The following is a 25,429-nucleotide window of genomic DNA, read 5'->3' on the forward strand; positions in this document are numbered from 1 at the left end:
CGAACCCAAAAGGAGAAAGGCCATGATGCCCGTTCGCCGTGACCTGCGGTTTGCCTTACCACCCGAGCGTGCCTGCGACTGGCATCAGCAGGGCTCGCATATCACGCATTTTTTTAACGCCCTCTCCCTGCTGTTTCCCGCGGGCGAGCGCTTTTTCATGGATAGCGTGCGCAACTACCGTGACCGGGTCGACGATCCGGTGCTGAAAAAGCAGGTGCTGGGTTTTATCGGTCAGGAAGCGATGCATACCCGCGAGCACATCGAGTACAACGACCTGTTGCAGAACGCGGGGCTGCCCGCGCATAAGCTCGACCGGCGTCTGACGATGTTCCTCAATCTCAACCGCAAGCTGCCGAAATCGTTTCAACTGGCGATAACGGTCGCGCTCGAACACTACACCGCTATGCTGGCCGGCCTGCTGCTGGAGGACGATACCCGCGTGGGCGGATCGGTCGAAGGCTATGTGCAGATGTGGACCTGGCATGCGCTCGAAGAAACCGAACACAAGGCGGTCTCTTTCGATGTGTGGAAGACCGTGCTCAAGCCCGGTCTCGGGCGTTATCTGCTCCGCACGGGCACCATGCTGAGCGTCACGCTGGTGTTCTGGCTGATCGTATTCGACTTCCACGTGCGGCTTTTGATCGCCGATCGCAAACGCGGCGGCCATGTGCGCGGCATGGCACGCGTGATCAAGTTTCTCTATGGACCGAAGCATGGCGTGTTTCCGGGCATTGCAATGGAATGGCTGCGTTTTTTCAAACCCGGTTTCCATCCATGGGATCACGATAATCGCGCGCAACTCGCGCGTATCGACGGCCTGGTCGCCGCGGTCGAATCCACTCATGCTGCCGGTCCCGCCGCGCTGAAGGCGAGCCGCCGCGGCGTGCGGGCGGCCGCGTGATCCGCGACACGCTCGTGGTCGACGCCGGCGATGTGCGCCTCGCCGTCTACGTCAGCGGACCGCGCGATGCACCGCCGCTGATTCTCGTGCACGGCTATCCGGACTCGGCTGCCGTGTGGGAGCCGCTGCGAGCCCAACTCGACGCGCGTTATCGTGTGATTGCCTACGACGTCCGCGGCGCGGGCGGATCGGAAGCGCCGACGCAGCGCGCCGGCTACCGTCTGGAACAGCTCGCCGCCGATCTCGCCGCCGTCGCCGACGCCACCTGCGCGGGCCGGCCGTTTCATCTGGTCGGCCACGATTGGGGCTCGATCCAGAGCTGGGAGGCTGTCACCAGCGACGCATTCGCGGGCCGGATTGCGTCGTTCACGTCGATCTCCGGTCCGTGTCTCGATCATGCCGCGCTCGGCTTGCGCGGACACGGTGCACCGCCCTCCGGCCTGCACGGCGTGCGGCGATTCGCAAGCGGTCTGCGGCAAATGATCAAGTCGTGGTACATCTTTGTGTTCCATCTGCCGCTCGTGCCGGAACTGGCCTGGCGAGCCGGCCTCGCGCGCGGCTGGCCGCTCTGGTTACGACTCTTCGAACGTGTGCGTCACGCGCGAGACCCCGCCCAGCTGCGCAACTGCATTAACGGCCTGAATCTGTATCGGGCCAACTTTATCGACCGTTTGTTTCATCCCAGGACACGGCGCGCTCATGCGCCGGTGCAATTCATCGTGCCGTTGCGCGACCGTTACGTGGGACCGGCGCTGTCGCTCGGACTCGAAACATGGCTCGGCGACTACACGCGTGAAACAATCGACGCAGGCCATTGGGTCGTGCTGCGCGATCCCGTGGATATCGCGGCGAGAATCGACCGCTTTGCCGCCCAGCATCCCGCGCGCGACCGCGCACACCACGTCGGCGCGGTCGCGGCAAGCACGTAAAAAGCGCCGGGTAGGCGGATCACAAATAGCCACTATCATTGGGCAGGAATGCCAGGGGCGGTGCGGCTGCCCTATGCTCGCGGTTTGCAGAGAACCGACCGCCGTGTCCGCTGGGCGCGCGAATCCATCGCACCGCCTCATCACCATGCACGCCGCAGCCAATCAGGCAGAATTCACTGCGCTACGCACGCTGCTGCGCAGTCTCGGGCAGATCGCCCTGCAGCCTGACGCGATCACCGGCGCCTGCCTTCTCGCGGCATGGCTCGTCACCAGCCCGCGCCTTGCCTGTGCCGCGCTGATGGGCGCCGTCGCGGCGAACGTCTGCGCCGTGCTGGCCGGGTATGACGAAGCCGACACCCGCGCTGGACTCCACGGCTTCAATGGCGCGATAGCGGGACTCGCGACCTTCACGTTCATTGCCGACGACGCCACCGCTGCCGCCGTGGCACTTCTCGCCGCCAGCGCCACGGCCTGGGGACTTGCGCCCTGGTCACGCTGGCTGCGCGCGCGAGGCCTGAGCATCTATTCGAGTCCGTGTCTGATCGTCACGTGGCTGTGGCTGCCGTTGATTCAACCGGTAGCCGCGCCACATGCGCCCGCGCATCCCGCTACGTTTTCACGTATCACCGACGGTGTGCTTGGAGGACTCGCGCAGATGGGCTTCGCATCAGGCGCCGTCGCTGGCGTGCTGGTGCTGGCAGGCATTGCCGCGTCCTCATGGCGGCTTGCGATGTGGGCGCTCGCGGGCGCCGGATTGACGAGCGCCGCGCATCTATGGCTGGGTGGGAGCCCCGCCGCGTTTGACGCAGGACTGCTGGGGTTCAATGGCGCGCTGACGGCGCTCGCGCTCGCCGATGCCGGCTGGCCAGCCGTGCTCGGCGGGCTACTGGTGAGTACCGTCTTGCAGCAGGCGGCCGGTCATTACGGATTGCCCGTGATGACGGCGCCCTTCGTGATCGCTACGTGGAGCGCTCAAAAGTTTTCGAAACGCTTTTCGACCAGATTTCCGTTCTTGAACAGAAACACGACATGAAGCTGGCCGGATGCGCCGCCGACATAATCCCAGCGGCTGATATCGCCCGAGGAGTTGGCGGCGAAGGGACTTCCCAGCTTGTCGAGCACCTGTGCCTTCGACGTTCCCGCTGGAAACCGCTGTTCCATACTCTCGCGTGTCCAGTTATGCGTATGGATCTCGTTATAAGAATGCGTGGGTGTCACACAGCCACTGAGTCCAGCCAGGCAGACGGTCAGTGCCGTCACAACAGCTAACGTTTTCATCTTTCTCTCACTCGAATCGGATGCATCAAGAATCACACGCCCGGCTTCGAACGACGATCAGACACATCCCAATCCACTGTCTGCGCGGCGATCTGGCGCATGGACAAGGGCGAGAGCATAAAAAGACGGCGTCGCTGCCTGTCAGCAGGACGCCGCTAGAACCACACTCGCGTGTCGGGGTCGACCGCACGAGAACCCCGACGATAGCCGTTCACTAATCGCTTCTCAAGATGAAAAACCTGCCCTTGTAACGAAACGGCCGGTAGTCCTTACATCCGAGGAATGCCAGGCCGGACGCAGTCCCGCGTTGTGCGGACCTGACCCGCGCATAGCCACATTGGCCCGACCAGCAGCGAACTTACAGATTCAAACACTTATTACGACAGCTTCGCAGTCCACGCGTCATCTCGCGTGAGCATCGCGCGGTCATAGAGCCGCTTTTCTCGCCTGATACTGGCCATCCGGCCAATGTTCAGGGTGAAATCAATCCGTTATCCTGACTTTTATCCGTTAGCAAAGCATTCGCTCTCCAGCGCCGGTATCGCGTGCGTCGCCTGCAAACTGCAAGCAGGTTGCAGGCGACGCGCCAGCCTTAAAAGCCTGTTGCCGGACGCGGTCCATCCGTGCAGCGCGGCCCTGTTATCGCCCGCCGCTTGTCATCCTGTCTCCGGCCCGGTCGGCCAGGTGGATGGCTTGTTTTCGAATAACATATTTGTTATGATGAGGTCCAATGGCATTTGAGATCGACTTTTACAGTGAGAAGGTCAAAATCCAGATCGCTTCGTTGCCCAAAACACTATTGGCGCGCTTCATTACGCTGGCCGATCGCATGGAGCAATACGGTCCGAATCTCGGCGAACCGCACACCCAATCCCTGGGTGGCGGTCTCTTCGAAATGCGGCTGAAGGGAGCGGAAGGGATTGCCAGAGTGTTCTACTGCACCGTCGTCGGCTGTCGGATCGTGATGCTTCACTCCTTTGTGAAGAAGTCGCAGGACACGCCGCTTCATGAGCTGGAAGTGACTCGTACAAGATTACTGGAGGTCAAACGTGGCAACCTCGTATAAGGAACTGCGCAAATCGGCCCTCGCGGACCCCGAAGTCCGCACCGAAGTCGAGAGGCTGAATCGCGAAGAATATGCCCTGCTCGATGCGATTCTCGCGGCGCGGCACGCCGCCGGGCTGAATCAGGCACAAGTCGCCGAACGCATGGGCACCCAGGCGCCGGCGATCACGCGGCTCGAACGCGCGCTCGCCTCGGGCAAGCATTCGCCGTCCATCGACACCCTGCGCAAATACGCCGCTGCTTGCGGCAAGAAACTCATCATCTCGATCGCCTGACCTGCAATACGCCGCGCGCGGCAGCGTCTGCTGCAGCGCGGTGTATTGACGCACTTTTCATTTCCGGGGCCGCATCGTCGTTCGCAGCACGATCGCAAAAACTTGATATCAATCAACGATTTGGTATCTTAAAATTATCAAATCGCACTGTGTGGCGCGTCTTATCGACGCACGCCGCGTCGCAGCAAAACGCTGCACATTCCCCTACTCTTGCGCCATCTGCCCACGGCAGTGCGTTTCGACAGCGGTCGATACGCGTAGCTTGCTTCCGGTATCAAAGCTATGAATCCCGCAACCAGCATTTCCGCATTCGACCTGGCGCGCATCCAGTTCGCGTTCACGGTTTCGTTTCATATCGTCTTTCCCGCCCTGAGCATCGGGCTCGCCAGCTTCATTGCGGTGCTCGAATGGCGCTGGCTCAAAACCGGTAAGGCCTACTACAAAGATCTGTGCCTGTTCTGGTCGAAGATCTTTGCAGTGGCTTTCGGCATGGGCGTGGTCTCCGGCGTCGTCATGAGCTATGAGTTCGGCACCAACTGGTCGGGCTTCTCCAGTTTCGCCGGTCCGATCACCGGGCCGCTGCTGATGTACGAGGTCATGACGGCGTTCTTCCTCGAAGCCGGCTTCCTCGGCATCATGCTGTTCGGCTGGCAGCGCGTGGGTCCGCGTGCACACTTCGGCGCCACGCTGATGGTCGCCATCGGCACGCTGATCTCGACCTTCTGGATCCTCGCCTCGAATAGCTGGATGCAGACGCCGCAAGGCTTCGCGGTCGAAAATGGTCATGTGGTGCCGCTCGACTGGTTCAAGATCGTGTTCAATCCGTCGTTTCCGTATCGCCTCGCGCATATGGCGCTGGCCGCGTTCATCGTCGCCGCGCTGGTGGTGGCCGCGGTGGGCGCGTGGCATCTGCTCAAGGGCCGGCGCGATCCGGCCGTGAAGAAGATGTTCTCCATGGCGCTCTGGATGCTCTTGATCCTCACGCCGATCCAGGCTTTCGTCGGCGACCAGCACGGCCTTAATACCCGCAAATACCAACCGGCCAAGATCGCGGCCATTGAAGGCCTGTGGAACACCGAAAAAGGCGGCACGGCGCTCAACCTGTTCGGCATTCCCGACATGAAGGCCGAAACCACCCGCTACGCGGTATCGGTCCCACACCTCGGCAGCCTGATTCTCACGCATAGCTGGGACGGCGAGATCCGCGGTCTGAAGGAATTCCCACCCGAAGACCGGCCGAATTCGACCGTCGTGTTCTGGAGTTTCCGCGTGATGGCGGGCCTGGGCGTGCTGATGATCCTGATGTCGGTCACCGCCTGGGTGCTGCGCCGGCGCGGCACGCTGTATGAGGCGAAGTGGTTCCAGAAACTCGCGGTGGCCATGGGTCCGACCGGTTTCGTCACGCTGCTGGCCGGTTGGGTGACCACGGAAGCCGGCCGTCAGCCGTGGGTCGTGTATGGCGTCATGCGCACCTCGCAAGCGGTGTCGCCACTCACCACCCAGCAGGTGGGCATCTCGCTGATGGCGTTCGTGATCGTCTACTTCCTCGTGTTCGGCACCGGCATCTACTACATGCTCAAGCTGATGCGCTCGGGTCCGGCGTTGCCCGGCCAGACGCCGCACGGCGTGCCTGATGTCACGCCCGGCGCGTTTCCCGGCGGCCCCGCGCGTCTGCCCCTGGCGGCAACCCGGTCGATCGCCGACGCCGCCTGAACCACACCGTCACGAGGTTAGAAAATGGATGTCACCGTAGTGTGGGCCGCGATCATCGCGCTAGGCCTCTTCATGTATGTGGTGCTCGACGGCTTCGATCTGGGCATCGGCATCGTGTTTCCGTTCTTTCCCGATGAGAAGGAACGCAATCTGATGATGAACACCGTCGCGCCCATCTGGGACGGCAACGAGACCTGGCTCGTGCTCGGCGGCGCGGGACTGTTCGCGGTATTTCCGGTGGTCTACGCCACCGTGTTGTCGGCGCTGTATCTGCCGCTGATTTTCATGCTGGCCTGCCTGATCTTCCGGGGCGTGTCGTTCGAACTGCGCGCCAAGGCGAATCGCACGAAGCATCTGTGGGATCTGGCCTTCATCGGCGGCTCGACGGGCGCGGCGTTTTTCCAGGGCATCGTGCTCGGCGCGTTTCTGCAAGGCATTCCGGTCGCCAACGGCAGCTACGCGGGCGGCGCCTTCGACTGGCTCACGCCGTTCAGCCTGCTGAGCGGCCTCGGCCTCGTCGCCACCTATGCGCTGCTCGGCTGCTGCTGGCTGGTCGCCAAAACGGAAGGCGATCTGCAGCGCCGCCTGCACAAGGTCGTGTGGCCGCTGACGATCATCCTGCTCGCCTTCATCGCCATGGTCAGCCTGTGGACGCCGCTGCAGGATCCAACGATCGCCCAGCGCTGGTTCGCCTCGGGCCTGTTCTATCGGTTGCTGCCGGTGCCGTTCCTCGTCGCGGTGTGCGCGTTTTTCATGCGCCGGGCGGTGCGTGGCCGGCATCACAAGACGCCCTTCGTGCTGGCGCTCGCGCTCGTGCTGATTGGCTACCTGGGTCTGCTGGTGAGCCTGTGGCCCTACGCCATTCCGTCGAGCATGACCCTCTGGCAAGCGGCCGCGCCGCGTTCCAGCCAGATGTTCACGCTGGCGGGCGCAGCGGTGATCATTCCTATCATCCTGACCTATACGACGCTCGGTTATTGGGTATTTCGCGGCAAGGTGAGTCATGACGACCAACATCACTATCACTAAGCGGCAGCGCCCGCTGCCCGGCTGGGTCTGGTTTATCGCACTGTGGTGCGTCGGCGTGGGCGGGGCGATGTCGCTTGGCTTCGCCTTCAAAATCCTGATGAACCTGACGCTCTTCGCCGTCAAGTGACCACACAGGCAGTCGCCGGCAAGGCAATTGCTAAACCTTGCACCCGGCGCTTCAAAATCGGGCGGCTGTGGGCGTCTATGTAGCAGGCTGCAGCAAAAATAGTCGTCAGCGGAATGGATGTGAGACGGCGTGTGCAATAGCGCATGACCGGGCCGCCTACCGCGAGCGCAGGAGACCTACCCGACGGCCACAGTCAGCACGGTTCCACGTTTTCGAGTGCCGCGCGGGGGGAACCGCGCACGAAAAAAACGAAGACGCCACCCGAGCGCCCTGAGAGACACCTGTTGACGCCGATCCAGCCTATGATCGCGTCATCAGGCAATGAAGTAGCGGCAGTCCAGAATAAGCCTTGCATTCAGGGAGGCTCGCGGTAGACGAGGCCACGCGTTTTGGGGTGGCCTGACGGGACGGATGGCGCCGGACGGGGGACGCGCCATCCGCGTCCGGCATCGGCGAAATAACGATGGAAACGACCAACGCGCAGGGCCGACACGCGGAGACATCATGAAGTTTCTTGTGGCCGACGACCATGAACTGATCCGCCAGGGCGTCAAGGGATTGCTCCGCGGACTCGACCCCGACGCCCAGTTCGACGAAGCCGACAGCTGGGAAACCCTCGCCGCCGCCGCGCGGCCCGACGCCGACCACGATCTGGCCATCGTCGATCTGCACATGCCCGGCATGAGCGGCGCGGCCTCGCTCGAAATCCTGTTCAAAGAGAATCCGGCGCTGCCGGTGGTGGTGCTCTCAGCCGAAGAATCTCCCGACGAGATGCGCGCTGTCCTCGCGGCCGGCGCCCTTGGCTTCGTACCGAAGCGCCAGCCTGCCAGCGTCATGCTCAAAGCTATCGAACTCGTGCTGTCCGGCGGCGCGTATGTGCCGATGGAAGCGCTGAGCCTGCTCGGCACGCGCGAAGCCATCCCGCCAGCCGCGCCGGCCAACAGCGCCGCCGCGCCAGCAGCTTCCCTGACCGAACCGCTGGCCCAGGTGGCTGCATTGCAGCCGCATCAGCAGCATCTGCTGGAAAACCTCTCGCCGCGGCAACAGGACATCATGCGGCTCGTACACCGCGGTTGGACCAACAAGATGATCGCGCGCGAGCTGGGCGTCGCGGAAGGAACCGTCAAGGTGCATCTGTCGGTAATCTTTCGGGCGCTCGGCGTTCATAACCGCTCGACGGCGATCGCCGTCATCAATGGCTGGCTCGAGGCCGGCAAAACCCTGTAGACGCGGGTTTCATGCCGCCCGCCTAGACGGCTGCGCGCGCGCCGTCGCGTTCGGCCTGCGGCCACAGCGTCTCCAGTGTGCGCCGCAGGCGCGCCGGCGTGACCGGCTTGTGCAGCACCGGAATCCCCTGCGCGGCGAGGGTTGCGAGTTCGCCGGACGCCATGTCGCCGGTGATCAGCAGCATCACCGCGCCTTCGTGGCCGCTGCGCTGTAGCGCGTCACGCACCGCGCTCAGCGCCTGGGCACCAGTGCGATGGTTCGCCAACTGGTAGTCGCATAGCACGGCGTCCGGCACGAAACCGTCGGCGAGCGCCCGCAGCGCCAACGCCTCGTCGCGCACGCCGCGCGCCACGCAGCCCCAGCGTCCGAGCAGGCTCGTCAGACCTTCGAGAATCGACGGGTCGTCGTCGATGCACAGTACGTGGCGCCCTTGCGCGGACGGTCCGACAGCCACGGTGTCGCTCAGGCTCGCCACGATCCCGTCAGGATCGCCCGCCTGCACCGGAAAGCGGAACACCGAGCCGCGTCCCGCCGCCGAGCGCAAGCTCAACTCGCCGCCCAGCAGTTCCACCAGACGCCGGACTGTCGGCAAGCCGAGGCCGTGTCCCTGGCGCGCGTCGCGCTGCGGATTGGCGACCTGGTAGAACTCCTCGAAAATACGCGCCTGTTCGCTCGCCGGAATGCCGATACCGGAATCGCGCACCTCGATATAACCGCCGCCGCGCCGGCCGGCCTGTCGCAGACCCATCCAGATCGCGCCCTCTTCGGTATAGCGCACCGCGTTAGAGAGCAGATTGCTCAACACCCGTTCGAGCAGCACCGGATCGTCGTAGACCACCATCGTGGTGGGCGCGATGCGCAACGCCAGCCCTTTTGCCGCCGCCTGCGGCCGGTACTGGCTGCCGACCCGCTCGAACAGTTCGTCGAGCCGGAAATGCAGCCGGATGACCTGGGTGACGCCGCTTTCGAGCCGCGCCAGATCCAGCACCTGGTTGAACAACTGATTGAGGGCTTCGACGTTGTTGACGATGTGATCGGCAGTTTTGCCATGTTGTGCCGGCGTCACGGCGACGTCGTTGAGCGAGGCAGCCAGCAGGCCGATGGCATGCAGCGGCTGGCGCAGATCGTGGCTCGCGGCGGCAAAAAAGCGCGTCTTGGCGAGACTCGCCTCTTCAGCGACCTGCTTTTGCTCGGCCAGCGATTCCGCCAGTTGCTGCTGGTCCACGCGCGCCTGCACGACACGCCGGAACAGCTTGCGATAGCTCGTCGCATAGACGTTGATGGCGCAAAAGAAGAACGCGAGGACGACGGCGAGAATCGTGCGGTCGAAGTTGTGGCTGCCGAACAGCAGCACGATCGCCGGCAGCAGCACGAAGATGATGCCGGTGGAGAAATTGAGCACGTCGAAACCGTTCGACATGAACACGCCCGCGGCCAGCGTCACCAGCATGACGGTATGCAGCACCGGCAGGTCCGCCTGATGGCTATGGAACGCGAACCAGATGGCGAGGCCCGGCGCGCTATATAGCAGCGCCCCACGCAAGGCATGCAGGCGAATCCAGCCACGTGCGGTGAGCGCGCCGGGGCGACGATGCCGCCACAGCCACAGACCCAGCGCGGCGCAATTCGCTACGCCATAGAACACGAAGCAGGCGCCGAAGCGCTGCGGATACGGCATGTCGTCCCAATAGATCGAGACGAGCACGACGATTGCAAACCAGTGCGTAAAAAACGCGATGGGGTCTTGCGCATAGAGCACGCGCACCAGGTCTTCGTCGATCGCTCGCTGGATGGGATCGGCCCGCATCGTACGGTCTCCATGTCGACGGCAGTTGACGCGTCACGCTGCCGACGATGCCCAACATGGTGCATGCACCGCGGGCGATGGCGAGCCTGGCGAGTCGGCGAATTGTGCAAGTTTACCCGGCGGTTTACCTGTCAGCTATCACTTAATCCATATAGGCGAAAGCGGGCGAAAAAACCATACTGAAGTCACTTTCCAGCGCGGCCCACGGTCTTCCCGACCACCTTCGCCGCCCCGCCCTTCGGGGCTGCCGCGCTCCTCGTCCGATCTTTTGCCGGAGGCTGTCATGGGTGCTGTGCCGAGCCGCGAATTCGTCCGCAATCTGGACAATGCGATCCTGCCCGATCTGTGGCGCCGCCGCACTCACCTCTGCGGCGACGAAATGGTGTCGATGGTCGAACTGGTGAAACGGGCGCTGCGCACCTATCATCCGCTCGAATTGCAGGCGCTCGGCGAGGACAAGGAGGAACTGGTCGCGCAATTCATCTTCTCGCGGGTGCTGCGTCTCACACCCGGCCATTCGGACACGCATGCCTGCGCCGAAAGCGCACCATCCAACGGCTACGCTCTGTGCGCGTATTTCCGCCGCTATCTGATCGACTGCCTGCGCAGCGCGGGACATCAACGCAACGTGTCGATGGAAAACGAAGGCATGGAGCAGGAAATCGACCTGCACGCCCACGCGCTCGAAGATCCTGTCGAAAGCGTCCTGCTGCAATACGGTCTCGACGAAGCGCGCGTGCGGCGGGCAGCGCGCAGTTTCATCGACGGCCTCGACGAGCCGGAGCGCATCGTGCTGGCCGGCAGTCTCGGCTGGTTTTCGGAATGCAAAGGCGGTCTTTCGGCTGTGGCTGCACAGCATCGCGTGCCCTCGTATCACTATCGCGCCGTCAAACTGGGCGTCACGATGAAAAAGACGAGCGACGCCGCCGATTTTTCCAATACGAAGATCGGCCGCTGGCTGATCGACGTGCTCGGCATCGAGATCGAGCCTGAAAATCGTGCAGCCATTCTGATCGCGCTGAACCTGCTCGCGGCGCAATCGTGCGATGGCGAACCCTATCAGGCTGCCGCGTAGACGCACCAAATCGTTCTGTTAAGGCGCAAGCGCGCTCGCAGTCGCACTGCGTCTGCCGACGACGCCCCTTTGTTTGCAGGCTTACACCGCCTACGATAAGAAAGCCGCGCAGCGCTCAGTCATCCTTACCAATCAGGGCTCCCCGCCCCTGGTCAAAATCGAGTCACGAGGTGGTCATGATGAATCGCTTGTCCAGCGCCATTGAAGCGCTGCAGCCGCACTACGAAATCGTGATTGTGGGTTCGGGCTACGGCGGCGCCATTGCGGCCAGCCGGATGGCGCGCGCGGGCCGCAAGGTGTGCCTGCTCGAACGCGGGCGCGAATTCATGGCGGGTGAGTTTCCGTCCACGGCCTTCGAGGGCGCGAGCCAGGTGCAGTACAACACCGGGCTTGCGCAGATCGGGCCGCCGCTCGCGCTGCTCGAAGTGCACGTCAATCCGGAGGTCAACGCGGTGGTCGGCTGCGGGCTGGGCGGCACCTCGCTGATCAACGCCAACGTGGCGCTGCGGCCCGATCCGCGTCTTTGGCTCGACCCGCGCTGGCCGGCTGCCGTGCGCGCCGACGAGGCCGGCCTGCAAGCGGGCTATGCGCGCGCCGAGGCCATGCTGCAGCCCGCACCGGTTCCCGCCGATTTTCCGCCGCTCCCTAAACTGGACGCGCTCGCCCGTTCGGCTGAGGCGCTCGGCAAGCGGGATCGCTTCTCCCGTCCGCCCATCACCGTGACCTTCGAAGATGGCCAAAACGCGGCCGGTGTCGGGCAGAAGCGCTGCGTCGGCTGCGGCGACTGCAACTCGGGTTGCAACTATGAGGCGAAGAATTCCACCCACATGAATTATCTGCCGGACGCCGTGGCGCACGGCGCGCAGATTTTCACCGGGGTGGCGGTACATTCCGTGCTGCGCGATGCGGCCATGAAGCAATGGCGCGTGCGCTATCAACTGGTGGGACTTGGCCGCGAGATCTACGACGCGCCAGAGTTGGCAGTGAGCGCGGATATCGTGATTCTGTCCGCCGGGACGCTCGGCTCGACGGCGATCCTGTTGCGCTCCCGCGATGCCGGACTGCCGATGTCCGCGCAACTGGGGCAGCATTTCACCGGCAACGGCGACGTGCTCGCGTTCGCCTACAACACGGATGTGCCGATCAGCGGAGTCGGCTGGGGCGCGCACAAAGACGGCGCAATCCCGCCAGTGGGACCGACCATCACCGGCCTGATCGATCTGCGCAACACACCCGACGTCAACGACGGCTTCGTGATCGAGGAAGGCTCGCTCGCCGGACCGGTCGGGCTCGCCATGATGGGCGTGCTGGGCGTCGCCGCGCCGGCCGAGGGTGTGACGGTGCCGGATCCGGATGCGCGGCCGGATTCGCTGGACGCCGGAGCCCGCGTCGTCGAAAGCCTGTTGCGCGGCCCCTATCACGGCGCGATGAACCACACGCAGACCTATCTTGTGATGGCCCATGACGACGACAGCGGGCAGATTGTCGTCGAACAGGGACGGCCGCGAATCCGTTGGCCCGACGCGGGCAAGCAGCCCATTTACGCCACCATCGAAAAGACCCTGGAGGCGGCCACCGTCGCGCTGGGCGGCGAATACGTGCGCGACCCGATTTCCGCCAGGCTGCTCGGCGGCGGCCTCGTGACGGTCCATCCGCTGGGCGGCTGCGCGATGGCGGAGACGGCGCAAGGCGGGGTCGTCGATCAGGCGGGCCGCGTGTTTTCAGGCGCGGCGGGTGCTGACGTGCATGCCGGCCTGTATGTCATGGACGGCGCCGTGGTGCCGCTCTCGCTCGGGGTGAATCCGCTGTTGACCATTTCGGCACTGGCCGAACGCAACTGCGCGCAGCTCGCCGCAGCACACGGCTGGCAAATCGACTACACATCCCAAGGCGACGCAGCGACGCCGCCACCGCAGAAGATCGGCCTGCGCTTCACGGAGACCATGGTGGGCAGCTACCAGGCCACGACGTCCACGGACAACACAGCGCCCGACGATAGCCGCCGCCCCATTCCGATGAGCTTCACGCTCACCGTCGAATCCGACGATCTTGCCGAGATGCTTGGCAATCCGAATCATGCCGCGCGCACGGTGGGTACGCTGACGTGTCCCGCCTTATCCGCGCAACCGATGACGATTGCCGACGGCCAGTTCAATCTGTTCGTCGTCGACAAAGACGAGGTCGACCGGCGCAACATGGACTACCGGATGACGCTCGAAGCCGTGGAAGGCACGCGCTATTTCCTGACCGGCCAGAAGATCATCACGCATTCTTCGCTGCTCGAACTGTGGCCGCAAACCAATACGCTGTACGCAGAAATCCGCGCCTCGGCCGCGGCGGACGCAGCGCTGATCGGCACGGCGACGCTCATCATCACGCCCGAGAATTTCCTGCGCCAAATGCGCACCATCGAAGTGACAAACGCGCCGGATCTGGAAACGCGGCTCGAATGGACGCTCAAGTTCGGCAAGTTCTTCGGCGGCGTGCTGTTTACGGAATATGGCGGCGTCGCGGCGCCGCTGCAGTTTCTGAGTGAGGACAACGCGAAGCCGCGTCTGAAGCGCGCCTTGCGCGCCCCCGCGCCCGAGCTGAGCTGGTTCAACACGCCTGAGCCGCACAGCAAGACGCTGAAACTGACGCGCTATCACGCCGGCGGCAAAGGGCCCGTGCTGCTGATCCACGGCTCCGGTGTATCGAGCCGGATCTTTGCGACGGATCTGGTCGAAACCAATCTTGTCGAATTTCTATGCGCGGCCGGTTACGACGTGTGGCTCGTCGATCTGCGCGTGAGCATCGAACTGCCGAGCGCGCTCGAACCGACCACAGCGGATGCGATCGCGCGCGAAGACATCCCCGCCGCCGTGGCGCAAGTCAGGCAGCTCACCGGCGCGGCGCAGATCCAGGTGGTGGCGCACTGCTTCGGCGCGGTGGCTTTCACGATGTCGCTGCTATCGGGACTTAAGGGCGTACGCTCGGCGCTGCTGTCACAAGTGTCCGCGCATCTGGTTCCCGGCGCGATGCAGCGCATCAAGGCGGGGCTGCACATGCCGGAAATGCTGCAGCATCTCGGCGTGCGCGATCTCACCGCGCTGACGCGGGCGGGCAACTGGCCGGACAATCTGCTCGACGAGGCCCTGCGCGTTTATCCGGTCGGGCACGACGAAGGCTGCGACAGCGCGCTCTGCCATCGCGCCACGTTCCTCTACGGTCTCGTCTACGAACACGCGCAACTCGGCGAACAGCTTCACGCCAATCTGCAGGAACTGTTCGGCGTGCATGACATCGAGCTGTTCAGCCAACTGGCGGCGATGGTGCGCGCGGGCCACGTGGTCGACGCACATGGCGCGGACGTCTATCTGCCCAACCTGGAGGGCATGAACCTGCCCATCGGGTTCATCCACGGCGCGGAGAACCGCTGCTATCTGCCGGTCAGCACGGAGACCACCTTCAACCTGCTGACGGCGCGCTTCGGCGCGCAGCAATACGAGCGGCATCTGATTCCGGGGTATGGACATCTCGACTGCATTTTCGGCAAGAATGCCGCGCAGGACGTGTATCCGCTGATCACCCGCTATCTGGACGCGCATTGAGGCGCACGCCAGCGGGTTGATTTGTACGTGGTTAAGGTCGGTGTCTTACAGACCCGGTCGGCGAATTGATTTATGATCCAAGCCATTATTTCAATGACCCATGCAACCACGCCAATCACCCTATGGAACAGTTGACCTTCGGAAGCAGCATCAAGAAGAGCTGGATCAGTACCTGGCAAGCCATTGTCCACATGCCGGGACTTTTTCTCGGGGTATTCGCCGTCATCGCCTGCACGGCCGTCCTTTCTTCGTCCTTTCAGCAACCGCTCGTGGCCGGCGGTGACTTTGACCCGTCCATGGCGACCTATCACGCCTTCGAAAGGCTGATTCTTTCGCTTCTGCAACTGGCGGTCTCCGGCTGTCTCGTCGTCAAGGTCGTGCGTTTCGTGCTGCTCGGCGAAGGCACCCAGCCATTGATGCCGCTCGGCGGCAAGCCGCTCGGCCGTTATCTGCTGTTCTCGCTGGGCATCGGTATCGGCATGATCATCATTACGGTCGGCACGGCGATGGTTTTGCATACGATGCGCTCGGCGACCATCGGGCTGATCATCCTGCCCCTGTTGGCCGTATATCTGTTCGTTCTGATCCGTCTGAGCCTGCTCTACCCGGCCATCGCGCTGGGCAGCCGGCTGGCCCTGCGCGCCGCGTGGCAGGACAGCCGTGGCCACTTCTGGTACATCACCGGCGTGGGCGTGGTCACGTACCTGCCGTTGCTGCTCGTCTGGATCATTGCGATGCAGGTAGGCGGCCGGACATTGCTGATGGCGAGCCTCGAGGGGTCGCTGGCGATTACGATTGTGATGGCGCTCGGCAACACGCTGTTTCTCGTGCTCTCGGCCTCCGTGGTGTCGTGGGTATACCGCCGCTACGCCAATGCCTTGCTGGACCACGTGGCGTACTGAATCCCAAAGAGCCTGGCGCTGCCCGGCTTCAGACGAGGCGCCGGATCCAGGCCGCCCCGCGTGATCCACGCCTCGTCCACTGCACGCGTCCCGCCTCACACATTGCCGGCCAGATGAAAGCGCGACGCCGGATGCCAAAGCTGCACCGAGGTCGCCACCGCCTCGCCGACCCATGTACGGCGCCGCAACAGCAGACACGGCTCGCCAATCTCCATCAATAGATGCCGGCGCACATGCGCGTCGGGCTTTTGCGCGTAGATGCGAAACTCGGCGCGCTGGATGGGCGCAAGCCTCACCATGTAGTGATTCGGCGTTTCGAGCGTGAAGTCCTGTTGCAGATAGTCCGGAAACACCTTCGGATTGACATAGCGGTCTTCGTATTGAATCGGCTCACCTTCTTCACTATGCACGATGCGCGAGTGAAACGCCGGACCGGCGGACAGGCCGAGCGCATCGAGCGCCTCGACGTCGTCGCTCGGTTCGAGCGCCAGCACGTGAGCCATATGCCGATGACCGCGCGCGGCGATTTCGTCGGCGATGTTGCGAATCTCCAGCACTGTCGATTCATAGCGCTGCGGCGCGACGAAGGTGCCTGAGCCTTGCACCCGTGTCAGCACCCGTTCGGCAGTCAGTTCGCGCAGCGCGCGCGACACCGTCATGCGCGCCACGCCGAATTCCTTGACCAGTTCGGTCTCCGAAGGAATCAGACCACCGGGCTTCCAGTCGCCCTGTGCAATCCGCTTCAGAACGTAGCGCTTGATCTGCTGATAGGCCGGCGTCGCTTTGGCTGGCGCTTCGCTGGTGCAGACGTTGCCGCCGGGGCGCGCCAGGACGGCGTCGGGTGGCGTGTTACCTGTACTCATATTCACGTCGACCTCGTGGGCGGTACGCGGATGGTATGCAATGCGCCGCTGCGCCGACCGGTAGGCCGGCCGCATCGGCTCGTCGGACGAACGCCGCTTTCATGGCGCGGTTTTCATGCCGCGGTTTTCAGCCCGCCAACAGCGGCGTCGGGCACGTGGGCGGCCGCAGCGTGATTCGCGCTGCCCGCCGCGGCGTAACCCGTATCCTCCAGCGCGCTGGCGTCGACTGGCCGCAGCTTGCCTGGAGTCGGCAGCGGCGGCGGCGCGCTGTCGGCGATCATGTGGAATGCGAGCGCCATATCGTCGGCGAGCGGCCGGTCGTCGCGATACGTCTGCACCAGACTGCGCACGCTGCGCCACAGCGAATCGGTGTACGGCGCACGCGGCGCATCGATGGTCTGCAGGTCGTATGCCTGAGCTGCGGCCAGCAGTTCGATGGCAACGATGCGCCCCGCGTTGTCGATGATCTCCAGCGCCTTGAGTGCCGCCGGCGTCGCGTGGCAAAGGTGGTCTTCCTGCAGACCGGACGTGATACCGCCGTCGAGGCTCGCCGGCATCGCAAGGCGGCGGTTTTGCGCGACCAGCGAGGCCGCGGTGTACTGCGCGATCATGAAACCCGAGCAGGTGCCGCCCGGCTCCGCGAGGAATGCGGGCAAGCCGCTCACCAGCGGATTGACGAGACGGTCGAGGCGCCGTTCGGCCATCGCCGCCACCTGGGCGATCGCGGTGGCGAGGCTATCCATGGCGAGCGCGATCGAAGCGCCCACCGCGTGCGCCTGGGAGTACACGCGCGGCGCTTCGGGCGTGCCGGCGACGATCGGGTTATCGGTGATGGAAGCCAGTTCGCGGTTGACCACTTCTGCCGTCGCCGTCAACACGTCGCGCGCCGCGCCGTGTACGTGCGGAATGGTCCGCATGCTGAGCGGGTCCTGGGTATGCTGGCCGATTGCCGCCGCGAGGATGCCGCTATCGGCAAGCGCGCCGCGCATTCTTTGGCCTACCAGGTTGAGTCCTGGCGAGATGCGCAGCGCCAGCGATTCGGCATCGAACGCGGCCAGTTGGCCACGCAGGTTTTCGAAGCTCATCGCCGCCACCGCGTCGCTCCAGTCGAGCAGCCGTTCGGCGCGTGCGAGCGCCAACGCGGCCAGTCCCGTCACGCATGGCGTACCGTTGATCAGGCTAAGCCCCTCCTTTGCTTCCAGCACGAGCGGTTCAAGCCCGAGACGCTGCAAAGCCTCGCGGCCGCTGATGCGCTCGCCGCGATACCGCGCATGCCCTTCGCCGATGCACACCAGCGCGATATGCGCCATATGGCTCAGATAGCCGACCGAGCCGAACGCCGGCACTTCGGGCAGGCAATCGGCGCCAAGCAGCGCCACCAGCCGCTCGGCCACCACGAGCCGGATGCCCGAATGGCCATGAGCAAAATTGTTCACCGCCGCGACGATGATGGCGCGCGTCTCAGCAACGCCAAGCGGCGCGCCGACGCCCACCGCGTGGCTCATCAGAATGTTGCGCGACAAGGCCCGTTGTTCGGACGGCGAAACAATCACGTCGCACAGCGCGCCCACGCCGGTATTCACGCCGTAGGCACGAATACCGCGCTCGACGATCTGTTCGACCAGCACATGGGCCGCGGCGATGCGCGCCCGCGCATCGGAGGAAAGCTCGAACGCGGCGCCCGCGGCCACCGCCGCAACCTGACGCCAGTCCAGAGGACGATCGGAACGGATGACAGCCATGATGACGCTCAGTTCGCGGTACGGTGATGGTGGCTCGAAACGAACTGCCTGAAACGCTCGGACTTGAGTTCGCCGAACACTTCGTCGGGCGTGCCGTCCGCTTCGACCTCGCCTTGATGCAAAAACATCACGCGGTTCGATACGTGGCGCGCAAAGCCCATTTCGTGCGTGACGACCAGCATCGTGCGGCCCTCTTCCGCGAGCGAGCGCATCACGCGCAAGACTTCGCCCACCAGTTCGGGATCGAGCGCCGAGGTCGGTTCGTCGAACAGCATGACCTTCGGGTGCATCGCCAGCGCCCGCGCAATCGCCACGCGCTGTTGCTGGCCGCCCGACAGATGCGCCGGATAGTGGCCGCGCTTCTCCGCGAGGCCCACTTTGGCGAGCAGCGCTTCGGCCTCCTCGACCGCCTCGGCGCGGCTGCGCTTTTGCACGCGCAACGGACCTTCGATCAGGTTATCGAGCACCGTCATATGCGACCACAGGTTGAAGTTCTGAAACACCATGCCGAGTTGCGAACGGATGCGGTCCACCTGGCGGCGGTCGCTCGGCTGCAGCTTGCCGTCGCTGCGGCGCTTCATCTTCAGCTCTTCGCCGGCCAGCGCGACCGAGCCGTCATCCGGCGTTTCCAGCAAATTCAGGCAACGCAGAAAGGTGCTCTTGCCGGAGCCGCTCGCGCCAAGAATCGAGATCACGTCGCCCTGGTGCGCGTCGAGCGAGATGCCCTTGAGGACATGATGGTCGCCGAACGACTTGTGGATGTTCCTGACCGACAATGCAACGGGTGCCGTAGCGTTCATGTGATGCTCCAGACGTACCGAAATGCGCCGCCGCTCAATGCGCGGCGCGACGTGCTTCGGGGGTGGCGGAAACCGGGCTCGGGGCAGCCTGGACGGGCGCCGCGCGCAGATGGCGCGACAGACGCACTTCGAGCAGACCGAGCAGGCGCACGATGATGAAATTCAGGAACAGATAGATCAGCGCGGCGCAGATAAAAACTTCAGTTGTCCGATACGTCTGCTGGATGATCTGCTGCGCGACACCGGTGACTTCCCATACCGTGACGAGACTCGCGAGCGCGGTGGACTTCACCAGCAACACGGCTTCGGTCGAATATGCGGGCAGACACTGACGCAGCGCAATCGGTCCGATCACGCGGCGCAGCAGCGCGAAGCCCGACAGGCCAATCGCGTAGCCCGCTTCGATTTGCCCTACCGGCACGGCCATCAGGCCACCGCGGATGATCTCGGCGGTATAACCGGCGGTACACAGCGCCAGCGACAGCACGGCGCACATATACGGTTCGCGCAGCACCGGCCAGAGGAAACTCTCCCGTATCACGCCGAACTGACCGAGTCCGTAGTAGACGAGAAACATCTGGATCAACAGCGGCGAGCCGCGAAACACGAGGATGTAGGCGCGCGCAAACCGGTTCGGCAGCCAATGCGGCGAGACGCGCAGCGTGACGATCACGAGCGACAGCAATCCGCCCAGCACCAGTGACGAAAAAAACAGACCGAGCGTGGTCGGCACGGCCGCGAGCAACTGGCGCAGCGTGTCGAGCAGGAAATCGAAGTCGATATGCATGATGGCGCGGCCTCGTCAGTTGCGGGCGAAATTGCGGCGGAAGGACCGGCCCACGCGCGCTTCGGCGTGATTGAACACCCGGTTGGAGATGCTCGTCATCACCAGATAAAGCGCGCCGCCCACGACGAAGAAGGTGAAATATTGATGAGTCGAACCGGCGACCACCTGGCTCACGCGCAGCAGTTCGGCGAGGCCTGTCACCGAAATTAGTGCGGAGTCCTTGAGACTCAGTTGCCAGACGTTACCGATTCCCGGCAAGGCGAAACGTAGCACTTGCGGGATCAGAATGCGCCGCGCCATGGTGAGCGTGGACATGCCGATCGAGCGCGCGGCCTCCAGTTCGCCGCGCGACACGGCCAGCACCGCCGCCCGGTACACCTCCGCCTGATACGCGCCGGAGATCATCCCCACGGCGAGCGCGCCGATCACGAAAGGCGGCACACCGACAAAGCCGTCAGCGCCGAACCATTGGCCGATGGTCGTCACCAGCGTCGAGCCGCCGAAATAGAACAGGTAGATGACGAGCAGTTCGGGTACACCGCGAAACACGGTCGTGTAGAAGTCGCCAAGCACCCGCAAGCTGCGAAAGCGCGACAGCTTCGCCGCGGCCACCAGTGCGCCGAACACCGCGCCGACGGCCAGCGCCGCGAGCGTCAGCGCGACGGTCATCAAGGCCGCCAGCAGCACGACGCCGCCCCAACCATCCGGGCCGAAGCCGAGCATCCCGATCAGAGCCATACGCTACTCCTCGTCCAGTCCGTTGAATCGATCAGGCGGCACGCGCGGAGCTTGCCGCGCGTGCTGGACCACCTGCCGGTGCTGCCTCTATTGCCTGTACTGCCTTGCTCTGGCCGACACCGCCGTTCGCGGCGCGACGCGGCGAGACCCGCACGCCACTCAGGAAACAGCTCATGGCGCCATTCCAGACACAACTCAAGGCGTGACGTCGGTCTTGAACCACTTCGCGGAGAGCTTCTTCACCGTGCCGTCGGCGAGCGCCGCGCTGATCGCCGTGTCGAACTTCGCTTTCAGGTCGCCGTCCTGTTTGCGGAACGCGAGGCCCTCACCCGGCCCCCAGATCGGACCGCCGATCTTCGGCCCGGCCATCACGATCGACGCGGTCTCTTTCTTGTCGGTATTGGCGGCGTAGTAGGTCACGTCGTCAAAGGACGCGTCGATGCGGCCATTCGCGAGATCGAGGTCGCGCTCCGGCGAGGTCTTGTAGACGCGGATGGTGGCGATGTCCTTGAAGCCGTCATTGATGAACTTGGTGTAGACCGTGCCCGACTGAATACCGATAGTCTTGCCCTTCAACTCTTTACGCAGCGAATCGACGGTCGGCTGATCAGTTTTCGGATCGCCGGTCAGCTTGAGGACCGCGCTGGTCGGGCCGGCTTTCGGCAGGATTTTGGTGTCGGTCACGGCAAAAGTCGCCGGCGTAGCTGCATAAGGACGCGAGAAGGCGATGATCTTTTCGCGCTCGGGCGTGATCGAGATGGCGTCCATCAGCACGTCGAACTTGCCGGCCTGCAAGCCCGGGATCATGCCGTCCCAGTCTTGCGCAACGAGGTTGCACTGCAACTGGATGCGCTCGCACAGGTTCGCCACCAGTTCGGGTTCGAAGCCGCCCAGCTTGCCGCCCGGCAGCGTCAGGTTCCACGGTGCATAGCCGCCTTCCAGCGCGATGGTCACCGTCTTCCAGTCCTTCGCCTGCGCGGGCGCCGCGAGAATGGTCGCTGCGCCGAGCACGGCGCCAATCAATGCTTTAGCCAACGTAGTGCGCTTTACCTTCACGTCGAAACTCCTTTGATTGAGGGAACACCATTCAGCTGACCGAGCGATTCGTTCACTCGCTTGAATTGACTAGACAAGTCTGCATGAGTAAAAAAATCGTCGCAAGCGGAATCATAAAATTTTCACCCAATCCTCGGGTAAGCCCTAGCAGCAAAGGCTTGTGGCGATGAATCCGTTAAATGCGGAGCTTCGAAGGCGGTGCGGAAACACGCCGCTTTGGTGCATTTTGTCTAGACAGGTTCATTAGATGCCGTGACGTGCATCGTCCCGGTGCAGGGGCGGCAACGCCTGAGCACTCGGCTGGACGAAGCTGGACGCGAAGGGCGAGCGCCACGGGGAAGCGGCGCGATGAAATCCGCCAGGAGATATGCGGCACGCAGCGGCACCAAGCGAGACGCAGCGGCAGCATGCCGCGGACCGCATAGTCCGCGCGGCTTTGAGCTACGTGCCGAAGACGGTCGCCTCAGCGCCCCTCGCGCACGCGCTCGAAAAGAGCCGCTGCGTCGATCTCGGCGGCAGGCAAGCCGAAACGTTCTACCAGACATGCCGCAAATTCGTCGGCAGTTGCAAGCATGTGCTCGCTGACGAGTTGGCCGTCGGCGGCGCGTTCCATCAAACGATGGTTGCGCAGTGCCAGGCGCCCCTGCGGCAAGACCCGGCACACGATCAGATTATTGACGAAGTTCGATTGCGGCCAGGTCGAGGTGTACCAGCTCGCCACTTCGTAGTCGATCCATTCGGCGCACTGCAAGTCGAAGCGGTAGGCCTTCGCCCATGCATCGCCGGTCTGCACTTCCAGATCGAGCGCGCCGTGCGAGGCATCCGCGAGACGAAACACTTCGAGCGGCGTGGGCTGCGGCATGCCCGCCTCGAGCCGCAGGGGTCCGGTGAGCGTCGTGCCGCCGAAACCCACATCCGCAAGCCACGCCGTCTCGTCGATCTCGACGCGCAGCAGCATATGCGTGCGAGCCGTGACCGCATCCGCTTCCTGTCCCCACAACACGCGGGCCATCAGCGGCGTCACGCGAAAACCCAGTTGCGTCAGCACATGCGCGAACAGGCGGTTGTGCTCGAAGCAATAGCCGCCGCGCCGCCGTTCGAGCAGCTTGTTGGCAAGCGCCGGCAACTCCAGCGAGACAGCGCGGCCGGTCAGCGGATCGAGATTTTCGAAGGGGATCGCCAATGGATGCAGATGGTGCAGCTCGCGCAGCACGGCGAGCGTCGCGGTGTGCGGCCCGTCGTAGCCGACTCGGGAGAAATACAGATCGAGGTCCACTGCGTTTGACATGAAAGTAAGCCCTGAAATGACGGTACCGACCGGTGCGACGCCCTGCTGCGACGTCACTCGTAGCGCGGCGGATAGTCAAAAACCGCCACCGCCGCAGAACCGTAACAGATTGACCCGCCCATACGACACGCTGCTGACAGGCCCGCATGTCCGGCGAGGAAAGAGGGCCAAAAGAGTGCAACGCGTCACGCAATCGTCATCTGACAATCAGCTTTCGTTGTATTCACGGTCTGGCCAGGAAAAATGCGCCTGCGGACTCACCTCATGGTTGCGTGCGGCCAAAGGCGGCGGGTAACCACGCCATCGGACCCTCCCGCAAAAGCTCACCACGAGCCTGCCATCAAAACTCAGGTCCTGACGAAACCGCCCGCTCAAACCATACTATTTAATTACAGTTCAATTACTTTCTAGTGAGTCATCGTCGAATAAAAGCCAGAAAACGTAAAGTTGCCAATTACACCTCAGTAATATTGTTGCGAATCGTTCTCATTTGTATTGACGCACCTATCCCGCATGCGTACGATCTCGTCATTGCCCTGAGGCGTCGCGAGCCGCGGCGGCAATGCGCGGAAAGCTGGTTATCGCCGCCCGACGCAGATAGCCGGAACAGTCGATACAACACAACAAGGATTTCGATGAAGTTCGCCCAGTCCACAGGACCCGCGCCAGCCGCTCGTCCCTTCAAGAATGCTACCCCGCGCGGTCGCACCGCACGCACCTTGGGTCTGCCCTCGATCCGCAGCGTGGCGTTTTACACAGCATTCGCATGGGCGTCACTGACGGCCGCCACCGCGATGGCCGAAACCAATCCCGACGCGACCCCGAACGACGCGCCCGAAGCCGACCTGCGCATCCAGGCCCAGCCCACCAGCCAGTGGACCGGCGTCTGGAACCGCGGCAACCTGCTCGGCGACATCGGCGGCCTGCGTCCGTGGCTCGGCAAGTACGGCATTACCTTCGGTCTCACCGAAACCAGCGAGTATCTCTACAACACGCGCGGCGGCCTGAACACCGGCGGCACCTACGACGGCCTGACCACGGCCACGGTGCAGGTGGATACGAAGAAGGCATTCGGCCTGCAGGGCGGCCTCTTCAACGTCAGCGCACTGAATATCCACGGCCAAAACCTGAGCGCCGACAATCTCGGCACGCTGAATACGGCGAGCGGGATCGAAGCTCAGGACACGACGCGCCTGTGGGAACTGTGGTACCAGCAGTCGTTCCTGAACAACAAGATGGACGTCAAGGTCGGCCAGCAGAGTCTCGACCAGGAATTCATCGGCAGCCAAAGCGCGGGCCTGTTCGTCAACACGATGTTCGGCTGGCCGGCGCTGCCGTCCTACGACATGCCTTCGGGCGGCCCGGCCTATCCGCTCGCCGACCTCGGCGTGCGGGTGCGCGGCCAGATCACCCCGACCATTACCGCCCTCGCCGGCGTGTTCGACGGCGATCCGCTCGGCAACAATCCGAACAATATCAGCGGCACGAACTTCAACCTGCACACCGGCGCGCTGTACATCGGCGAACTGCAATACGGCCTGAACCAGCCGGGCGACGGCGAAATGGTCAGCGCGGCCAACACCGGTTTGCCGGGCAGCTACAAGATCGGCTTCTGGTACAACACCGGCAGCTTCGCCGACCAGCACTTCGACAATACCGGCCTGTCGTTGGCTAATCCGAATTCGACCGGCGTGCCCGAGCAGCATCGCGGCGACTACAGTTTCTACGCCGTGGCCGACCAGATGGTATGGCGTCCCGATCCGGACGAGCCGCGCGCCATCAACGTGTTCACCCGCGTCATGGGCGCGCCGGGCGACCGCAATCTCGTCAACTTCTCGGCCAACCTCGGCGTGGTGATGAAAGCGCCGTTCGCCGGCCGCGATTTCGACAGCGTGGGTCTTGCACTGACCTACATCAAGGTCAGCAACAGCGTGCAGGATCTCGATCTGGACAGCCGCGCCTTCAGCGGCGGCCCGTATGGCGTGCGTACCCAGGAAACCACTCTGGAGGCGACCTATCAGTATCAGGTCAACCCGTGGTGGCAGATCCAGGCCGACGCGCAATACACGTTCAATGCCGGCGCCGGACAGAACCCGAGCGACCCGACTCAACCGCTGCGCAACACGTTTGTTGTCGGCGTGCGAACCAACATTACGTTCTGACCGCTTTCATAACCTGGACACCATGTTTTCGATCATGACCGCATTCAACGCTTTGTGCGCAGGCACGGAGGCTCA

General features: G+C 63.6%; 22 protein-coding genes. 13 read left to right on the forward strand and 9 right to left on the reverse strand.

From position 1 onward, the window contains the following. The first annotated feature begins 22 nt into the window (after window positions 1-22). From FQ755_RS15280 to FQ755_RS15290, 3 genes are all read left to right on the forward strand, one after another. Window positions 23-901: a metal-dependent hydrolase gene (locus tag FQ755_RS15280; RefSeq protein ID WP_144155561.1), complete on the forward strand. Its 879-nt coding sequence runs from the start codon at window positions 23-25 to the stop codon at window positions 899-901. Further along, window positions 898-1,830: an alpha/beta fold hydrolase gene (locus tag FQ755_RS15285; RefSeq protein ID WP_144155563.1), complete on the forward strand. Its 933-nt coding sequence runs from the start codon at window positions 898-900 to the stop codon at window positions 1,828-1,830. The genes FQ755_RS15280 and FQ755_RS15285 overlap by 4 nt, the downstream gene beginning before the upstream one ends. 145 nt (window positions 1,831-1,975) lie before the next feature. Beyond that, window positions 1,976-2,863: an urea transporter gene (locus FQ755_RS15290; protein ID WP_144155566.1), complete on the forward strand. Its 888-nt coding sequence runs from the start codon at window positions 1,976-1,978 to the stop codon at window positions 2,861-2,863. Here the strand turns inward: FQ755_RS15290 and FQ755_RS15295 are convergent. Next, window positions 2,803-3,108 carry a hypothetical protein gene (locus FQ755_RS15295; RefSeq protein WP_144155569.1) on the reverse strand — a complete coding sequence of 102 codons (306 nt, stop codon included), beginning with the start codon at window positions 3,106-3,108 and terminating at the stop codon, window positions 2,803-2,805. The two genes, FQ755_RS15290 and FQ755_RS15295, sit on opposite strands and share 61 nt — an antisense overlap. Before the next feature lie 730 nt (window positions 3,109-3,838). Here FQ755_RS15295 and FQ755_RS15300 point away from each other — a divergent pair. The 6 genes from FQ755_RS15300 (at window position 3,839) to FQ755_RS15320 (ending at window position 8,544) form a co-directional block, all read left to right on the forward strand. After that, a complete protein-coding gene (locus FQ755_RS15300) occupies window positions 3,839-4,174 on the forward strand; it encodes a type II toxin-antitoxin system RelE/ParE family toxin (RefSeq protein ID WP_144155572.1) in 336 nt (111 codons plus the stop codon). Beyond that, on the forward strand, window positions 4,158-4,448 hold the full coding sequence (locus FQ755_RS15305) for a helix-turn-helix domain-containing protein (protein ID WP_144155575.1): 291 nt from the start codon (window positions 4,158-4,160) through the stop codon (window positions 4,446-4,448). The genes FQ755_RS15300 and FQ755_RS15305 overlap by 17 nt, the downstream gene beginning before the upstream one ends. Before the next feature lie 282 nt (window positions 4,449-4,730). Further along, window positions 4,731-6,161, forward strand: coding sequence for a cytochrome ubiquinol oxidase subunit I (locus tag FQ755_RS15310; RefSeq protein WP_144155577.1), 1,431 nt, complete (start codon window positions 4,731-4,733; stop codon window positions 6,159-6,161). A gap of 24 nt (window positions 6,162-6,185) precedes the next feature. Beyond that, window positions 6,186-7,190: a cytochrome d ubiquinol oxidase subunit II gene (cydB, locus tag FQ755_RS15315; RefSeq protein ID WP_144155580.1), complete on the forward strand. Its 1,005-nt coding sequence runs from the start codon at window positions 6,186-6,188 to the stop codon at window positions 7,188-7,190. After that, a complete protein-coding gene (locus tag FQ755_RS37375) occupies window positions 7,165-7,317 on the forward strand; it encodes a hypothetical protein (protein ID WP_186308539.1) in 153 nt (50 codons plus the stop codon). The genes cydB and FQ755_RS37375 overlap by 26 nt, the downstream gene beginning before the upstream one ends. A 504-nt stretch (window positions 7,318-7,821) precedes the next feature. Then, a complete protein-coding gene (locus tag FQ755_RS15320) occupies window positions 7,822-8,544 on the forward strand; it encodes a response regulator transcription factor (protein WP_144155583.1) in 723 nt (240 codons plus the stop codon). A gap of 22 nt (window positions 8,545-8,566) precedes the next feature. On the opposite strand, the gene FQ755_RS15325 is transcribed toward FQ755_RS15320, so the two are convergent. Then, window positions 8,567-10,351, reverse strand: a complete 1,785-nt coding sequence (locus tag FQ755_RS15325; RefSeq protein ID WP_144155586.1) for a hybrid sensor histidine kinase/response regulator — start codon at window positions 10,349-10,351, stop codon at window positions 8,567-8,569. A gap of 283 nt (window positions 10,352-10,634) precedes the next feature. On the opposite strand from FQ755_RS15325, the gene FQ755_RS15330 reads away from it, so the two are divergent. From FQ755_RS15330 to FQ755_RS15340, 3 genes are all read left to right on the forward strand, one after another. After that, window positions 10,635-11,426: a hypothetical protein gene (locus FQ755_RS15330; RefSeq protein ID WP_144155588.1), complete on the forward strand. Its 792-nt coding sequence runs from the start codon at window positions 10,635-10,637 to the stop codon at window positions 11,424-11,426. A 179-nt stretch (window positions 11,427-11,605) separates the two neighbouring features. Beyond that, a complete protein-coding gene (locus FQ755_RS15335) occupies window positions 11,606-15,016 on the forward strand; it encodes a GMC family oxidoreductase N-terminal domain-containing protein (RefSeq protein ID WP_144155710.1) in 3,411 nt (1,136 codons plus the stop codon). A gap of 122 nt (window positions 15,017-15,138) precedes the next feature. Then, window positions 15,139-15,918, forward strand: coding sequence for a hypothetical protein (locus FQ755_RS15340; protein ID WP_144155591.1), 780 nt, complete (start codon window positions 15,139-15,141; stop codon window positions 15,916-15,918). A 95-nt stretch (window positions 15,919-16,013) separates the two neighbouring features. Here FQ755_RS15340 and hutC read toward each other — a convergent pair whose 3' ends face one another. The 7 genes from hutC to FQ755_RS15375 form a co-directional block, all read right to left on the reverse strand. Next, entirely contained in the window at window positions 16,014-16,781 is a 768-nt protein-coding gene (hutC, locus tag FQ755_RS15345) for a histidine utilization repressor (protein WP_260858611.1), read from the reverse strand. 113 nt (window positions 16,782-16,894) lie between these two features. Further along, entirely contained in the window at window positions 16,895-18,523 is a 1,629-nt protein-coding gene (gene hutH, locus FQ755_RS15350; RefSeq protein ID WP_144155594.1) for a histidine ammonia-lyase, read from the reverse strand. Between the two features lie 8 nt (window positions 18,524-18,531). Next, the gene (locus tag FQ755_RS15355; RefSeq protein WP_144155597.1) at window positions 18,532-19,323 is read right to left on the reverse strand and encodes an ABC transporter ATP-binding protein; all 792 of its coding nucleotides are present in this window, start codon (window positions 19,321-19,323) and stop codon (window positions 18,532-18,534) included. 34 nt (window positions 19,324-19,357) lie between these two features. Continuing rightward, the gene (locus FQ755_RS15360) at window positions 19,358-20,110 is read right to left on the reverse strand and encodes an ABC transporter permease (RefSeq protein WP_144155600.1); all 753 of its coding nucleotides are present in this window, start codon (window positions 20,108-20,110) and stop codon (window positions 19,358-19,360) included. A gap of 15 nt (window positions 20,111-20,125) precedes the next feature. Further along, complete coding sequence (locus tag FQ755_RS15365; RefSeq protein WP_144155603.1) at window positions 20,126-20,848, reverse strand: ABC transporter permease; 723 nt, start codon at window positions 20,846-20,848, stop codon at window positions 20,126-20,128. A gap of 195 nt (window positions 20,849-21,043) precedes the next feature. Then, window positions 21,044-21,904, reverse strand: a complete 861-nt coding sequence (locus FQ755_RS15370) for a transporter substrate-binding domain-containing protein (RefSeq protein WP_144155605.1) — start codon at window positions 21,902-21,904, stop codon at window positions 21,044-21,046. 463 nt (window positions 21,905-22,367) lie between these two features. After that, entirely contained in the window at window positions 22,368-23,192 is an 825-nt protein-coding gene (locus FQ755_RS15375; protein ID WP_144155608.1) for an arylamine N-acetyltransferase family protein, read from the reverse strand. A gap of 635 nt (window positions 23,193-23,827) precedes the next feature. Between FQ755_RS15375 and FQ755_RS15380 the strand changes: the two genes are divergently transcribed. Further along, entirely contained in the window at window positions 23,828-25,354 is a 1,527-nt protein-coding gene (locus FQ755_RS15380; protein WP_144155611.1) for a carbohydrate porin, read from the forward strand. Window positions 25,355-25,429: the final 75 nt, after the last annotated feature.

Source organism: Paraburkholderia sp. BCC1885, assembly GCF_900996235.1.
In the GTDB taxonomy this organism is placed as follows: domain Bacteria; phylum Pseudomonadota; class Gammaproteobacteria; order Burkholderiales; family Burkholderiaceae; genus Paraburkholderia.

Bases quoted from the DNA above. Each gene is read 5' to 3' on its own strand.
- FQ755_RS15360 (WP_144155600.1), bottom strand. From the start codon at position 20,110: ATGCATATCGACTTCGATTTCCTGCTCGACACGCTGCGCCAGTTGCTC.
- FQ755_RS15380 (WP_144155611.1), top strand. From the start codon at position 23,828: ATGAAGTTCGCCCAGTCCACAGGACCCGCGCCAGCCGCTCGTCCCTTC.
- FQ755_RS15300 (WP_144155572.1), top strand. From the start codon at position 3,839: ATGGCATTTGAGATCGACTTTTACAGTGAGAAGGTCAAAATCCAGATC.
- FQ755_RS15365 (WP_144155603.1), bottom strand. From the start codon at position 20,848: ATGGCTCTGATCGGGATGCTCGGCTTCGGCCCGGATGGTTGGGGCGGC.
- FQ755_RS15355 (WP_144155597.1), bottom strand. From the start codon at position 19,323: ATGAACGCTACGGCACCCGTTGCATTGTCGGTCAGGAACATCCACAAG.
- FQ755_RS15290 (WP_144155566.1), top strand. From the start codon at position 1,976: ATGCACGCCGCAGCCAATCAGGCAGAATTCACTGCGCTACGCACGCTG.
- FQ755_RS15330 (WP_144155588.1), top strand. From the start codon at position 10,635: ATGGGTGCTGTGCCGAGCCGCGAATTCGTCCGCAATCTGGACAATGCG.
- FQ755_RS15375 (WP_144155608.1), bottom strand. From the start codon at position 23,192: ATGTCAAACGCAGTGGACCTCGATCTGTATTTCTCCCGAGTCGGCTAC.
- FQ755_RS15310 (WP_144155577.1), top strand. From the start codon at position 4,731: ATGAATCCCGCAACCAGCATTTCCGCATTCGACCTGGCGCGCATCCAG.
- hutH (WP_144155594.1), bottom strand. From the start codon at position 18,523: ATGGCTGTCATCCGTTCCGATCGTCCTCTGGACTGGCGTCAGGTTGCG.
- hutC (WP_260858611.1), bottom strand. From the start codon at position 16,781: ATGAGTACAGGTAACACGCCACCCGACGCCGTCCTGGCGCGCCCCGGC.
- FQ755_RS15320 (WP_144155583.1), top strand. From the start codon at position 7,822: ATGAAGTTTCTTGTGGCCGACGACCATGAACTGATCCGCCAGGGCGTC.
- cydB (WP_144155580.1), top strand. From the start codon at position 6,186: ATGGATGTCACCGTAGTGTGGGCCGCGATCATCGCGCTAGGCCTCTTC.
- FQ755_RS15335 (WP_144155710.1), top strand. From the start codon at position 11,606: ATGAATCGCTTGTCCAGCGCCATTGAAGCGCTGCAGCCGCACTACGAA.
- FQ755_RS15280 (WP_144155561.1), top strand. From the start codon at position 23: ATGATGCCCGTTCGCCGTGACCTGCGGTTTGCCTTACCACCCGAGCGT.
- FQ755_RS15325 (WP_144155586.1), bottom strand. From the start codon at position 10,351: ATGCGGGCCGATCCCATCCAGCGAGCGATCGACGAAGACCTGGTGCGC.
- FQ755_RS37375 (WP_186308539.1), top strand. From the start codon at position 7,165: ATGACGACCAACATCACTATCACTAAGCGGCAGCGCCCGCTGCCCGGC.
- FQ755_RS15295 (WP_144155569.1), bottom strand. From the start codon at position 3,108: ATGAAAACGTTAGCTGTTGTGACGGCACTGACCGTCTGCCTGGCTGGA.
- FQ755_RS15340 (WP_144155591.1), top strand. From the start codon at position 15,139: ATGGAACAGTTGACCTTCGGAAGCAGCATCAAGAAGAGCTGGATCAGT.